This window comes from Gimesia aquarii (assembly GCF_007748195.1).
GTDB classification, from domain to species: Bacteria; Planctomycetota; Planctomycetia; order Planctomycetales; family Planctomycetaceae; genus Gimesia; species Gimesia aquarii.
The window spans coordinates 116,648-130,442 of record NZ_CP037920.1 but is presented as its reverse complement, the minus strand read 5'-3'; the positions used below and the strand labels follow the sequence as shown (position 1 = coordinate 130,442).

Here is a 13,795-nt window from a genome sequence, read left to right as displayed (position 1 = left end):
GTGCAAGTTATCTTGATCTTTGTTATTCCTGATCTATACGAAGCATTTCATCTAATATGACAGGGTGCCAGAGATCGTCGCGCTGCGATTGCTCTGTGTAATTCTTTCTAGCCCAGGTGCGCAGCCGCATCTCCTCAATGGCATCGACTGAAAGTCTGTTTGTTTCTTGTGCCGAAAAAGAAATCGTAGCTGAAATACCCAACGGTCTACTCCTCACACATAATCTTGAGAATGAAACTCGTCGAACCAGCTTCCTGCAGCCGCGAGACCCTATTTGTTAAAGAACAAGCCTGAATGATCTCTCAAACTAAGGAAAGCCCTCATTTGGTTCCATCAGGCTGTGAGAGAGTGATTCAGGTTTCCGGTGAAGACCAATCCTGAAATTCGTCACCAGATTTGTCACATATTGTATCTAATCTGCCATAATTTCAAGCCGAAATTCAGTAACAAAGAACATTAATGACCGAAGATCAAATTATAATTAGAGTTAGAGTTTCGGCGCCGTTAAAGTCTAATAATGTTTTCTGCCCATAGACCTCTTTATTTTGCTAAAGAGACATCGACTGTACTACCCATAGGCAAATCGGGCCAAAGGCGTCCTGATGGCTCAATGTAAACCATAACAACGCTTTCACGAAATCCCGGCTTTGAAACTGCTTGCTCTGAAATTTTGCTAACAGTTCCTTTTCCTTTAATGTTTCCAGAAAAGACGATTTTGACTTCCGTCCCTTCCTTGAAGAGACTTAGCTTACGAGAAGGAACATCCACAAGCAAAAATGGGCGTTCTTTATCGAATAGTTCTACGATCGGAGTACCTTTCTGTACGGAGTCTCCGATTTCTTTTTTGAAGATTCCAACGATGCCAAATCGGTCCGCATTCAGTTGTAACGCATCCCGTTGTGATTCCAAGTTTTTCAGCTCACTTTTGACTCGGTCCAATCGATTCATGATAACTTCAACCCCCATTGCCAGCCGGATCTGTTTGGGAAGTTTTTTCTGAATCGCCTTCAACTCTTCCATCTGCTCTTCACAGAGTTTGACCCGAGCAGCAAACACTTCCGCAGAGTTACGAGCAGACTCCTGACGTAACATCGCCGTGATTCGGTTTTCATCAGGTAATCGGCTCTCATAAACCAATGACCGAAAAACTTCTTCCTTGGAACCGTTGCTGGAAACGGAGTTATAATCTTGTAAAAAATCCTGCCATGCCAAATTGGTTATCTGGTGGATGTATTGCTCTTTAAGATACTGGGAAGATTTCAACTTGGCATTAAATACTTCAGATTCAATGTCCTTATTTCGCAATGCTAATTCTACTTCTGATTTTGCCTTCGATTGCTCAAGCTCGGCTTCAAGTGTAATTAATTCCTGCTGTTTTCGGTTCCAGCTTCTATCTAAAGAATGATCAAAGAGAGACAGAATCCGTTCTCCACTGGAGATTGCCTGCCCCTCCGTAACATAGATCTCCTGAATTACTGCGTCATTTTTAGCTGTGATGATCGTTTTTGGAGCTTGCAAAGAGCCAATATAGGTTTCAACGCGAACACCTTTCACCCATTGTGAGCACCAGATTCCTCCAGCCAATGCAAGCATTAAAATAATCAATGCCCGAAGCCCAAATGAAGAGGAATGTTCGTGCAAATCATTTTGAACTTGATAGTCATCCAATAATTCAGAAGGCATTTCTGGCTGTCCTAAAATCATCCAGATTTATTCAGTGGTATCGCTCGCGCTACACAATACGCCATTTATCGAATCGGATACTAAGCAACCAGAATTTACCTCAAATCCAGCAAAATACATCCTCCCCTAGACATTTCTGTTAAACTTTAACGCCTACGAAATTTGTGGTGTAATCAACCACCCAAGGAAAGTTGCCATCTGTATACATTCTCAGATTTCTTGAGCATCGCAAAACTGTCAGAATGGTTCATTATCCATCTAGTAAGAATTCCTCATCAGATTGGATTCCATCAATTGAAGTTGATTTATTAGTCACTCTTTGAACTTTGAATAAGGCAATCATCAAGTTCAGTAACAACAATGTTTATGTGGTCGCAATTCCAGAATTCTTCCGTTAGGATGATTCGTAACCGTTTTTTAGTAATTGTCAAATTGTTAATAAAACAAGTACTTATAAACACAATGGTAACGAAAGTGAAATAGGATTCATGAAGCCGATCGTACAAATCTCATTAGATCTGACAAATATACATGAAGCCCTGGAAACAGCGGCGATGGCGATACGAGCTGGCGTAGATTGGCTGGAAGCAGGAACTCCCTTAATTCTTGCCGAAGGTTTGAATTGTGTTCGGGAACTCAGAGCACAATTTCCTGAAACGCCCATAGTTGCAGATTTAAAAACAATGGATGGTGGTTATCTTGAAGCAGAAATGATGGCACAGGCAGGTGCAACACATGTTGTTGTGATGTCGCGTGCTCATGAAGAAACCATACATTGTGTCGTGAAAGCCGGTAAAGATCATGGTGTAAAAGTCATGGGAGACAACTTGGCTGATGACATGGTCTCAGCAGCCAGGAAGTTGGAAGACCTGGGCTGTGACTATGTGGTTCATCATGTCGGCTACGATGAACGTCGTGGAATTGCTGCAAAGGGAGAACGAATGCCAAGCCCATTGGATCAATTAAAAGAAGTCGTGGAAGCCACCAATATTCCTGTCCAGGCAGTAGGAGGGCTCTCATTGGAACAAGCCATCACAACACCAGAATACGGTGCCCCACTTGTTGTATTGGGAGCACCGCTTACCATTGACGCCGATTCGTTCAAAACTGCCTCCGGTAATCTGGAAGACTCATTAAAATTGATCTGCGAAAGAGTACATGCTTATGGTGATATTCCGATTGGAGTACAAAAATGAGTCAGGCAGAAGTGACACAAACAGCGGTTGTTAATTTTGCCCCTGAGGCAAATTCGGTTGAGTTACAGGAGATTCCAATTCCTGATTTCGGAGCAGATGAAGTGTTGCTGGAAGTTTCTGCCGTTGGAGTCTGTGGCAGCGATCTCCATCAATGGACGGCCGATCATAGTTGGCCTGTGAATTATCCTGTTGTACTCGGACATGAATTTGCAGGGACCGTTCATAAAACAGGGAGCCTGATTAAAAATTGGTCAGAAGGAGATCGCGTCGTCAGTGAGACAGCAGCGGTGATTGATCTGGATAATCCTATGTCTCGAGAAGGTCGCTATAATCTGGACCCAACACGAAAAGGCTTTGGATATGGTGTTAACGGTGCAATGACTCGATTTGTACGCGTTCCAGCACGTTGTCTTCATCGCGTCCCCGAACCTTTACCATTAGAAAGAGCGGCACTTACTGAACCCTGCTGTGTCGCCTTTAATGCCGTGGTGTTGAATGGAGAGATTCAACCGGGCGACCGTGTTGTCGTGTTTGGACCTGGGCCTATTGGTTTACTTTGTGCCGCCATGGCACGATTGCAGGGAGCTGAAGTTGCTGTTGTTGGTTTGGAACGAGACAAAGGACGCTTGGAAATTGCCGAACGCTTCTACGGTTGCCAACCCATCGTTGACGGACTCGATGAGTGGGCTATGGAAACAGATGGCCTAGGCGTGAACGGTGTAGTCGATGCAGCCGGTGTCTCTATAACACTAAAAAAGTCTTTGGACATTGTGCGACCGGGTGGCTGGATCAGCAAAGTGGGTTGGGGTCCTCAACCCCTGGGTTTTTCTTTAGATCCCTTAGTACAAAAAAACATCCGGCTGCAAGGCAGCTTCAGCCATAATTGGCCCATTTGGGAACGCGTCATTCGATTACTGACAACCGGCCAGTTAAACATAGAGCCGATCATTGGTGGAACCTGGTCATTAAATGAATGGCACACCGCCTTTGAAACCATGCATTCCGGTGAAATTGTGAAAGCAGTACTAACACCATAAACTAATGAGAGAGTTTATACGACTTACGTTATCTCAGGAAAAGTACCTCCATCTATTTCTTGTTTCTTCAACTTTGACTCGATTGAATATTTCATGCCAAAATTAGCTGCGTTTCCTAAAGCCTTTATGGATGAATTATGCATTTCCGGAGAAATGACACTTCGGCAGTGGATTGATCTGGCAGCCACTCTTGATATTGATGGACTGGAATTTTATGCCGGCTTCCTGGAAATGAAGGACCAGAAATTTTGGTCGGAAGCGAAAAAAATGGCGATGGATCAAGGGTTAGAAATCCCCATGATGTGTTGCTCACCCGACTTTACTCATCCCGATGAATCATTTCGAAACGAACAAATCGAAGCTGAAAAATTCTGGATGGAAATGACGGCAGCCTTGGGAGGGAAATATTGCCGAGTCCTTTCAGGTCAAAGACGTCCGGAAGTCTCGCGTGAAGCAGGCATTCAGTATGCGGTTTCTTCAATTGAAGCTTGTCTTCCTTTGGCTGAAAAATTGGGGATCATATTAATTATTGAAAATCACTACAAAGACAATTATTGGGAGTATCCAGAATTTGCACAAATGGCCGATGTTTTCTGTGAGCTTGTGTCCCGTATTGATTCTCCATATTTCGGCGTCAATTACGACCCAAGTAATACCATCCTGGCAGGAGAAGATCCATTAGAGTTACTTGCGCGAGTGAAACATCGGATAGTCACCATGCATGCAAGCGACCGTTACTTAATTGAGGGCACTATTAAAGATTTACGAAAAGAAGAAAATAGCCTGGGATATGCAAGCCGATTGAGCCATGGTGTCATTGGTCAAGGACTCAATGATTATGATGCAATCTTCTCCCAACTGAAGGAAGTCGGTTTTGACAGTTGGATTAGTATCGAAGATGGAATCAATGGAATAAAAGAATTGCAAAAAAGTGCAACTTTTCTCAGGGCAAAAGTGTCTCAATATTGGGGATAGTATCAATTACACCAGCAAATAGAAAATTTCGGTAAAATAGAGAGCCCAATCAGCGTTGCATCTACGATAAAACATAGATATCGTATATACATCTGGACTAAGTTATGATTAAAATTTAATAATAATCTCTCTACTTAACCAGACAAATTTACCTTGCCCACCTGATCTTCTACCTATTAAGTGCACGCTATACTATAGCAGTAGTCCACAAACGTATTGATTCTTTGAAGAAACAGAATAAAACGCCTATGCTCGCCTTACCTCATCAAGCAATTTTTTTTACTTTCCTAATTAGCTTTACACTCATTCTATCGGGATGTGGCGGATCCAATTCGAATAACCAACGTTCGGCTAAATCGAATCCATTTGCCCCTTCAAATGGTAATTTTGCACCGGCACGACCGCAGTCAATAAAGCGGCCAAAAACCAAACAGGGGCAACAATCTCCAAGCAAGAACAGCAACACCATTTCGAAGCACAAAACGGATACTGTTAAAAAAACTTCCAAACCGGAAGTCAACGGGACTTCAAATCAAACTAATATTATTACAGAGACTAGTAAGCGAACTTTAGATAGTAATAGCCCGGGAGTTGCCATCATTGTACGTGGTGTTAGTGGAGACGAGCCTGTGGCATTGCCAATTCTTCAAAAAGAGATTCGCTCATCGATTTTGAACCCGTCAACTAACAACTTACAAAAACAGGGCGCTCTTACAGAGTCCTCTCAACAAGATTTTGAGAATTTTGTTTTTAACAAACAACTCGTTGTGGTTGTACGTCCCGTTCCAAATGATCTATTTGCATTTGCTCAGAAGCTCAACTGGGGAAAGGTGAAAGATATCGATTTACAAAATCGAATTATTACCGTGGAGACACAACTTCAGCAGCTCAATTCTACAGCACTTAAGAAAAAAACGGCTCCTATGCAGTCAGAGCCTCCAGTCAAGATATCTGCGAACACGAATTCCTTAAAAAGTAATGCAGCAGAAAATCCTAGTAAACCGACTATGAAAACTCCTGAAAAGAAGCCTACGAATTCTAATGATCGTGACTTAAAACCTCGCCCTGGTGAAGAGACTATCGACTGGGCTTTGCGTGTGATTGCCGGTTCCAGCCCGTTTGCACACGATACTGCCTGCAAAGAACTGGCTAGAATGAAACCAGACGATAGTCAACTTCAGCGTGTTTCATCTGTCTTAGCTGCGACATTACCTTTAGCCAAAGAAGGTTTTCGGATGAAGGAGCACGTCAATGCCATGGCTGTCTGGTACACCAAAGAAGCAACAATGGCATTTGCAGTTCTACTCGCTGATGAAAAATCAGTACTGGTACGTGAAGAAATCATCGAACTTCTACCAAAAATTAACTCGGAAACGACTGCTGAAGTTCTCGCAGGCCGGCTCTCAAATCGAGAAGATTTGAAAGATGCTCGGCAGGCTCTTAAAATCATGGGGCAAATTGCAGAAAAACCGGTAATTCGGTTATTGAACCACCCCGACTCCTCACTGAGGATTGAAGCTTGCAAAATACTGCAATCCATAGGCACTCAGGAAGCAGTCGAAGCTCTTAAAATACGCGCTGAAGTTGAAGAGTCCAACGTCGTCAAACAGCTCCTGTCAGAAACGCAAGCTGGCATTCAAACGAAATTATCAAATCCAGAAAAGTGAGGCGATTCAATAGCCGGCAGCGGCACCATGTTTTCTAGAGTCGCTCTGGCCACGTAGACCATCTGATTGACGCGATACTGCTTGAGTGGCGGCAATTCCGGAACTCTCTTTAATACGATGTCCGAATCGCTTCAACTTGGAACTATTCTGATTAAAAAGTTTTGATTCGAGCACTAAATCATTTGGCATCCATTGGTGGTGGATGCGCGGAAATTCGACGGCCTGTTCCGGGGGTAATCCATATACGATCATGTTCAGTAAAACCTGAAGTGTACTGGAAATAATTCTGGGGCCTCCAGAGGCACCCGCTGAAAATACTGCTTTCCCATCCTTAGTTACAATTGTAGGTGACATACTGGAAAGTGGTTTTTTTCCAGGTTCGATTTCATTTGCTTTACTTTGAATCAACCCAAAGGCATTGGGCTTGCCAGAAATCGCTGCAAAATCATCCATCTCGTTATTCATCACGATTCCATATTCTGGAATCACCACTTTACTACCAAATGTCAAGTTAATTGTCTCGGTACAAGCCACCGCATTTCCAGCTGCATCCATCACCGAAAAATGACTGGTCCCAGCATCTTGGGGTGGAATATAGCGACCATACTCTTTCAATGGCTTGGTTCGCTGAGCATTGATGCGTGAAGCTAGCTGATTTGCATAGTTCTGGTTTGTTAATCGTTGAATTGGCACGGGAACAAAATCAGCATCTCCCAAGTACTCTGCACGGTCTGCATAGGCATGTTTCATAACTTCTGTCAATAAATGAATTTGCTCAGGAGAGTGAATTTGTAGTTTTCCAAACGAATGCCCTAATAACTCCTTTTCTAAAGATTTGATCATGTTGAAAGACTCTATTATGGCAATGCCTCCGCTGGAAGGTGGAGGCATTGTTAAGATTGTATATCCATTGAAGTTTGTAGTAAGAGGTTTTCGAATGACTGGCTGAGTTTTCATCAAATCCTCAAGCGTCAATATGCCTCCATGCTGCTTTCCACAAGCTTTAACCATGGCATCAGCAACGGGGCCCTCGTAAAAACCAAACCAACCTTTTTCTGCAATTAATTCGAGTGACTTTAACTGCGGACTGAAAAAACGATCGTTTTCTTTCCAGGGCTTACCTTGATTCAAATACTCATCAAACAGTATTTGAAATCGTTTAGGATTCAAAGTTCCATTTTTAACTCGCCTTAACATGGTATTTTGAATTGACCTCATGTGATCATTGATAGGTACTCCTTTTCTCGCCATCAAAATTGCTGGCTGTATCACGGTCTTTAAATCTAATGTGCCATATTGTTTGACGGCATAACATAATCCGGCCACTGTGCCTGGGACTGCCACTGCCAAAGGTCCCTGACGGCTGGCTAATTTACGCTGCTCATCACTGCCTGGTAGGTTAGCATACATGTCTGGAGTCGCGGCAGCAGGAGCTCGTTCCCGATAATCAATGACGATAGACTTCTGCTGCTTTTCATCCCAGATCACCATAAAGCCGCCTCCCCCCAAACCACAACTGGCCGGTCTGAGAACAGAAAGCGCAAAAGAAGTAGCAACGGCTGCATCCACAACATTGCCACCTGCTTTAAGAATGGCAATACCAGCCGCACTCGCCAAAGGATGATCTGCGGCGACAACCGCCTTTTGATATACTCGTTCCTGTTGATCTGTAGTTGGAGTTTCTGAAAATCCGAGTTGAGGATTGCAGAAAACAGCAATGATCAAAGTAAAACTTAACATGATATTCGTAAAAGATTTACGACCGTAGAATTTTATAAACATGTAATACCCTTTGAGCATCTATTCGCAGTGGGGTAGTAATTGTAATAAACGATGCAGACAATCTAGTACTGCCACTCGAAGTCTGGTTTCACTCTGATTATACTATGCGATCTGACCTGATTGAATTCCAGATTGAACCTTGGAACATCTTTTCAGTCGGTAATTAATACGAATTTTATTTTGAAAGTCTCTGAACAAACACTCTTAAAATATCTATCGTCACAGTGAAGATCAATCTAATCACATATAAGAATCCCTTTTCCCAAGTAACAGCTGATTATTCATGACACTCACAACTCCAAAAGCTGATAAAACATGCCAATTGGTAACTCTTGGCTGCAAGGTGAACCAATACGAAACTCAGCTGGTAAAAGAAACTCTGGAAAAAAATGGCTATCGCGAAGCATCAGAAAACGAAACAGCAGATCTCTGCGTTGTTAATACGTGTACCGTTACGGCAACAGGGGATTCCAAAGGACGTAAGTTAATTCGTCAGCTCTCAAAGAATAATCCTGGGACGAAAATTCTGGTTATGGGTTGTTATGCAACTCGAGATCCAAAAACGGTCTCAGAATTACCAGATGTATTTGAAGTCGTCACCGACAAACGAGAGCTGCCAGATGTCCTTGAACGGCATGGGATTGTCGATATGCCAACAGGTATCTCTGAATTCGAAGGGCGAAAGCGAGCTTATGTAAAAGTTCAGGACGGATGCATTTTACGTTGCACTTATTGCATCATTCCCAAAGTACGGCCCGGTTTGCAAAGTCGTTCTCCACAAGATATCGAAGAAGAAGTTCGACGTCTGGTGGGAAATGGTTTCCGAGAAATAGTTCTCACGGGTATCCACGTTGGTCATTTTGGTGTAGACACAACACGTGGAAAATCAGGTTTGCCACCATTTCGACTTTGGCACCTGTTTCGAAAGCTTGACCAAATTCCTGGTGATTGGAGAATGCGACTTTCCAGTGTAGAAACCGCGGAAATCAATGATGACTTCATTTCAGCAGCCGCTGATTGTGAACACCTTTGCCCCCAGTTTCATCCTTCACTTCAAAGCGGATCAGACACAGTCCTGCGTCGTATGAAACGGCGATACCATGTCAGTCGATTTCTGGAAAAATTGCAAATGATGCGCGAACGCTTAGATAATCCGTCGTTCACGACTGACGTGATTGTAGGATTTCCTGGTGAAACAGATGCAGAATTCGAGCAAACCATTCACGCCTGTCAGGAAGCAGCGTTCATGAAAATCCATATTTTTCCTTTCAGTGCAAGAAAGGGAACTCCTGCTGCGACTTATGAAAATCAAATTTCTCCTGAAGTTCGCCAGGACCGCTGTCAACAATTAGCAGAAGTCGAACGGAGCTTAGCAAAAAATTTCTATCAAACGTTAATCGATCAAAATCTACAAGTCCTTGTTGAACGAGAATCTGAAGACCGTTCAGGATGGGTGCGTGGTACTGACCGCTGGTATGCTCCCGTAGAATGCCGTGGCTCTAAGGTTGACATTGGCAAATTTGTGAATGCATGTGGTGCCAGAGCGCATCGTGAATACCTCGAAGCAGAACGAATTTTCTAAGAAGATTGATTTGAATTTGTGGCCGAAACCCTCCATCAAATTGAATTCCGTTTGTTTAATAACCATCAACGATTATAAAAAAGAAAGATTTTGAGTGTCATTGTTAATTGCGATAGAAGGCATTGATGGTTCAGGCAAAGGAACACAGGCAGAGAGACTGCTTGCAAAATTAAAGCAAGAAGGAATCGCTGCAAGCCTGGTCGGTTTTCCCCGCTACGATCAAACACTATTTGGTAAGTCCATTGGAGATTTTTTAAATGGACGTTTCGGAGAACTTGATGAAGTTAATCCGTTCCTTGCATCACTGCTGTATGCCGGAGATCGTTTTGAATCTCGAGACCATATTCTCAAAATGATTGAATCCACGCAGGTCGTTATATTTGACCGCTACATACCTTCTAATATCGCACATCAGGGGGCAAAGCTCTCTGGCAAAGAGCGGAGCGAATTTATTCAATGGATTGAACAAATCGAATATCAGATTTTTGGTTTGCCTCGATTGGATTTGGCGATTCTTTTGGATTTGCCCGCAGACTACGCTCAAAAACTCGTAGCGGAAAAGCAGGCTCGCTCTTATACCGAAAAAGTCGCCGACCTACAGGAAGCTGATCAATCGTACTTAGCAAACGTCAGACAGGTCTACCTGCACCTGGCTGAAGTAAATCAGCATTGGCGAAAAATTAATAGCTTGAATGAAAATCAACTGCGATCCATTGAAGAGATAGGAGACGAAATCTGGTCTCTTGTTTCTTCGTTACTCTGAAAACGAGCACTTTCAGATCTTTGTTCAGCGCCTATTTGAACACAAAATAATTTGGTTCAATCTTAATGAAAGCTGAATGAAAAAAACTCTTGACCCTCTGCTAGATTAGCCTGTCTAATATCAATGTTCTTTGATCTTTGGAAGGGAGACAGGAATCGTGAAACGCGCTCCAGGGCAACTCACATTAAGAGAAATGTTTTCTGATACCGAGCGACTTGCCTCTGAACTAATCGAACATTTGGATTTGGGATTTATACCCATGAATGAGCAATTAATTCGCTTGGTTCGGGTTGTGCCTGATGGGATAGAAAAACGACGCGTGGAAGATGTCAGTGTACGCAATCAAGCTGCAGATTTATTGAAAAGCGAGAATTTTACGCAAGAACTTTTCGAAAAATTGGATGAATATCTGAAAGCCATTGATGAATCTGTGAGCCAGATCATTAGTGGCGAATAAGTTTCTTCCCCATTATTATGAAGCTTTCAGTTCCAAAGGCTCGAACTCTTCCACTATTTTTTTAGCACTCAAAAGGCCATCGACTGCCGCAGATACAATACCGCCGGCATATCCTGCCCCTTCGCCTACAGGGTATAAACCTCGGAACTCTGGAGCCTGATACGTCTGACGGTCACGATCAATTCGAATAGGAGAACTGCCGCGCATTTCAGGACCAGCTAAAACGGCATTTTTCAGAAATGCACCACGCCATTTCTGATCCATAATCGGCAATCCATTCTGAATTTGCGAAATCACAATCGGGGGTAGTACTGAATTCAAGTTCGCAGTGACCACTCCCCGTTGATATGTACCCTGATATCGAAAACCTGATTCTGTTTTTCGCTGATTAAGAAAATCACGCGTACTTTGAATGGGACATAAATAATTTTTTTCTCCCAACTCGAAAGCAATCGATTCATATTTTCTCTGGAGTTCTACACCTGCCAGAGGATGGTCGCTCCCGAATTCCTCGGGATAGATGGTCGTCATGATCCCACTATTAGCATATCCGGTATCATGCCTTGAATTACTCATTCCATTTGTACAAAACATATTTGGTTCTGAAACACTGGGCATTACAATTCCGCCAGCGCACATGCAAAAAGTATAAAGATCACGTTTTCCTTTCGTAATCATCGTATAGTCAGCAGCCCCCAAAAGTGAAAAGTACTCCTGGCGACCGTATTTGTGTTCATTTACTTGATTTTGAGGCTGTTCGATTCTGAGCCCCAACTGAAATGCTTTACGAAACATGGGAACTCCAAGATCGTATAGCATCTGATAAGTATCGCGGGCACTATGGCCGATTCCTAAAATCACATGAGCTGTTTTAAGATAACCTGAAGATGTCATCACCCCCTGTACTTGGCCATCAACAACATCGACTCCTTCCAAACGACATTCAAATCGAAACTCTCCTCCCATCTCGTCTATTTTACGACGAAAGTTTCGACATATCATTGGAAGCTTATTACTTCCTAAGTGAGGGCGGTGTTCATAAATGATTGAAGACCGCGCTCCACAGTCTACAAAACGTTCGAGAACCCACTGGACATCAGGCCCACTAAGCCGACAGGTCAGTTTGCCATCACTGAAACAACCTGCCCCACCTTCTCCAAAGAGGTAGTTATTTTCGTTCTGAAAATCGCCCCCTTTATCAAAACGTCTGATTTCAGGTACACGTTCTTTGACAGGAAAACCACGCTCAATAATTAACGGGCGATACCCCTTTAAAGCTAAAAAATATCCCGCAAGTAACCCGGCAGGACCAGAACCGACAATAACAGGCCGTTCAGAAAAAGGCTGCTTGCCACAGAGGGGATCATCAAATTCAACTGCTGAATATTTTTGAATCGATGAATCTTCACGAAGATTTCTGAGTATTCCTAATTCGTCTGGCACACTCACTTCTGCAGAATACACGAAACACAAATCGTGACTCGAACGCGCATCCAGGCTTTTTCTAATGATTCGGTAGCTCTGGACATCTGAAGTATTGATCCCCAATTTTTGAGCAACATGAGTGGCAAGCTCTATTTCGGGTATTTCTACTGGCAAACGAATATTAGTTACTTTAAGTGACATAGAACTGAAACCGGAATCAAACAAACGCGGAAGCAAGACGCGAGATCATGTCAAGCAATTCGAATGTTATACTGCTAAGGTAAGCGAATGCAATTTTGATGCTCGGAAACAGTTATAAATGCAGAAAATACTTAGAAAAGCTGCCCCAAAAAGAATGGCTCAGGCAGCTTTCTTGAAAGAAACGGTTTCGCAGTCTTCATCATCTTTCTTGTCTGAAAAAAGCTGATTTAGTTCGCGTTCCAGATCTTCCATTTTTGTCTGAACTAGTTCTGTGTAGTAGTTCATCTCTTCACGCGAAATGTTTTGCGGAACTGGGATGGGTTGTCCTACAAGATAATAGACTTTTGAAAATGGTTTAGGAATCCAGATACTTGTCCAACTTCCCTGGAATTTCCAATAGCGTGTCGCTGTAAATGCAGTCGGAATGACTGATCGCCCTGAATGAGACGCTAAAAAAATAATACCAGGCTTCATCTTATGATGAGGTCCTCGTGGGCCATCAGGGGTAATGACAATATGTTTCCCCTCTGCCAACTTGATTAATTTTTTGATCGCACTGGCTCCCCCCCGAGTTGTGGAGCCACGGATTGCTCCCATTCCAGCGGCCTTCAACATTGCTTCAATCGTATCAGCATCACGGTGCTGACTGATAAGCGCCACACTGTTATGTTCCACAGCACAAAAAAGTGGTGGAATGACAGAGTCGTGCCAGACGCTGTATAAGTACCGGTCGCTCCCTGTATCAGCAAATGGACAACGATCAATACTATCACCGACGAATTCAAGACGCGTGGTCTTGAAGATCAATCGAATTATGATGACAATAAAAGAATTGAGAACGCTTAATAAAGTTCGACTCCGAATTTTCAACCGATTACTCCTGTGCTGCGTATGCTATTGAACATTGTAGAACTGCGAATTGTAGTCATGTTCTGATCTATGCAAATCCCAATTCTCAGACACGCAATCAAGCCCAGAAAGTCAGTTTTTTCATCGCCACCATTTATCGTAAACTACCTATATTTAA

At 43.1% G+C, this 13,795-nt stretch carries 12 protein-coding genes; 7 read left to right on the top strand and 5 right to left on the bottom strand.

The genetic code is table 11. The features are described 5' to 3' along the window. Positions 1-22 precede the first annotated feature (22 nt). On the bottom strand, positions 23-202 hold the full coding sequence (locus V144x_RS00505; protein ID WP_144979773.1) for a hypothetical protein: 180 nt from the start codon (positions 200-202) through the stop codon (positions 23-25). Positions 203-540: 338 nt separating this feature from the next. Beyond that, the gene (locus tag V144x_RS00500; RefSeq protein WP_197998702.1) at positions 541-1,683 is read right to left on the bottom strand and encodes an HlyD family secretion protein; all 1,143 of its coding nucleotides are present in this window, start codon (positions 1,681-1,683) and stop codon (positions 541-543) included. A gap of 488 nt (positions 1,684-2,171) precedes the next feature. On the opposite strand from V144x_RS00500, the gene V144x_RS00495 reads away from it, so the two are divergent. The 4 genes from V144x_RS00495 to V144x_RS00480 all read left to right on the top strand — a co-directional run bounded on the left by V144x_RS00495 (position 2,172) and on the right by V144x_RS00480 (position 6,558). Then, positions 2,172-2,879 carry an orotidine 5'-phosphate decarboxylase / HUMPS family protein gene (locus tag V144x_RS00495; RefSeq protein WP_144979767.1) on the top strand — a complete coding sequence of 236 codons (708 nt, stop codon included), beginning with the start codon at positions 2,172-2,174 and terminating at the stop codon, positions 2,877-2,879. After that, on the top strand, positions 2,876-3,916 hold the full coding sequence (locus tag V144x_RS00490) for a zinc-binding dehydrogenase (protein WP_197998701.1): 1,041 nt from the start codon (positions 2,876-2,878) through the stop codon (positions 3,914-3,916). Before V144x_RS00495 ends, V144x_RS00490 begins: the two co-directional genes overlap by 4 nt. Positions 3,917-4,009: 93 nt before the next feature. Continuing rightward, entirely contained in the window at positions 4,010-4,891 is an 882-nt protein-coding gene (locus V144x_RS00485) for a sugar phosphate isomerase/epimerase family protein (RefSeq protein ID WP_144979764.1), read from the top strand. A 248-nt stretch (positions 4,892-5,139) separates the two neighbouring features. Further along, the gene (locus tag V144x_RS00480) at positions 5,140-6,558 is read left to right on the top strand and encodes a HEAT repeat domain-containing protein (RefSeq protein ID WP_144979761.1); all 1,419 of its coding nucleotides are present in this window, start codon (positions 5,140-5,142) and stop codon (positions 6,556-6,558) included. A 6-nt stretch (positions 6,559-6,564) separates the two neighbouring features. Here the strand turns inward: V144x_RS00480 and ggt are convergent, their stop codons facing one another. Continuing rightward, on the bottom strand, positions 6,565-8,340 hold the full coding sequence (gene ggt / locus V144x_RS00475; RefSeq protein WP_144979757.1) for a gamma-glutamyltransferase: 1,776 nt from the start codon (positions 8,338-8,340) through the stop codon (positions 6,565-6,567). Positions 8,341-8,623: 283 nt separating this feature from the next. Here ggt and mtaB point away from each other — a divergent pair, with 283 nt between their 5' ends. The 3 genes from mtaB to V144x_RS00460 all read left to right on the top strand — a co-directional run bounded on the left by mtaB (position 8,624) and on the right by V144x_RS00460 (position 11,142). Further along, positions 8,624-9,922 carry a tRNA (N(6)-L-threonylcarbamoyladenosine(37)-C(2))-methylthiotransferase MtaB gene (gene mtaB, locus V144x_RS00470; protein WP_144979754.1) on the top strand — a complete coding sequence of 433 codons (1,299 nt, stop codon included), beginning with the start codon at positions 8,624-8,626 and terminating at the stop codon, positions 9,920-9,922. Between the two features lie 94 nt (positions 9,923-10,016). Then, entirely contained in the window at positions 10,017-10,685 is a 669-nt protein-coding gene (locus tag V144x_RS00465) for a nucleoside/nucleotide kinase family protein (RefSeq protein ID WP_144979751.1), read from the top strand. 157 nt (positions 10,686-10,842) lie between these two features. After that, positions 10,843-11,142, top strand: a complete 300-nt coding sequence (locus V144x_RS00460; RefSeq protein ID WP_144979748.1) for a hypothetical protein — start codon at positions 10,843-10,845, stop codon at positions 11,140-11,142. A gap of 15 nt (positions 11,143-11,157) precedes the next feature. On the opposite strand, the gene V144x_RS00455 is transcribed toward V144x_RS00460, so the two are convergent. Together V144x_RS00455 and V144x_RS00450 are read right to left on the bottom strand one after the other, a co-directional pair. Continuing rightward, positions 11,158-12,768, bottom strand: a complete 1,611-nt coding sequence (locus V144x_RS00455; RefSeq protein WP_144979745.1) for an NAD(P)/FAD-dependent oxidoreductase — start codon at positions 12,766-12,768, stop codon at positions 11,158-11,160. Between the two features lie 159 nt (positions 12,769-12,927). Beyond that, positions 12,928-13,638, bottom strand: coding sequence for a lysophospholipid acyltransferase family protein (locus tag V144x_RS00450; RefSeq protein ID WP_144979742.1), 711 nt, complete (start codon positions 13,636-13,638; stop codon positions 12,928-12,930). Between the last annotated feature and the right edge of the window lie 157 nt (positions 13,639-13,795).

Coding starts and splice junctions, on each gene's coding strand:
- V144x_RS00485 (WP_144979764.1), top strand. CDS start 4,010: ATGCCAAAATTAGCTGCGTTTCCTAAAGCCTTTATGGATGAATTATGC.
- V144x_RS00480 (WP_144979761.1), top strand. CDS start 5,140: ATGCTCGCCTTACCTCATCAAGCAATTTTTTTTACTTTCCTAATTAGC.
- mtaB (WP_144979754.1), top strand. CDS start 8,624: ATGACACTCACAACTCCAAAAGCTGATAAAACATGCCAATTGGTAACT.
- V144x_RS00490 (WP_197998701.1), top strand. CDS start 2,876: ATGAGTCAGGCAGAAGTGACACAAACAGCGGTTGTTAATTTTGCCCCT.
- V144x_RS00455 (WP_144979745.1), bottom strand. CDS start 12,768: ATGTCACTTAAAGTAACTAATATTCGTTTGCCAGTAGAAATACCCGAA.
- ggt (WP_144979757.1), bottom strand. CDS start 8,340: ATGTTTATAAAATTCTACGGTCGTAAATCTTTTACGAATATCATGTTA.
- V144x_RS00495 (WP_144979767.1), top strand. CDS start 2,172: ATGAAGCCGATCGTACAAATCTCATTAGATCTGACAAATATACATGAA.
- V144x_RS00500 (WP_197998702.1), bottom strand. CDS start 1,683: ATGCCTTCTGAATTATTGGATGACTATCAAGTTCAAAATGATTTGCAC.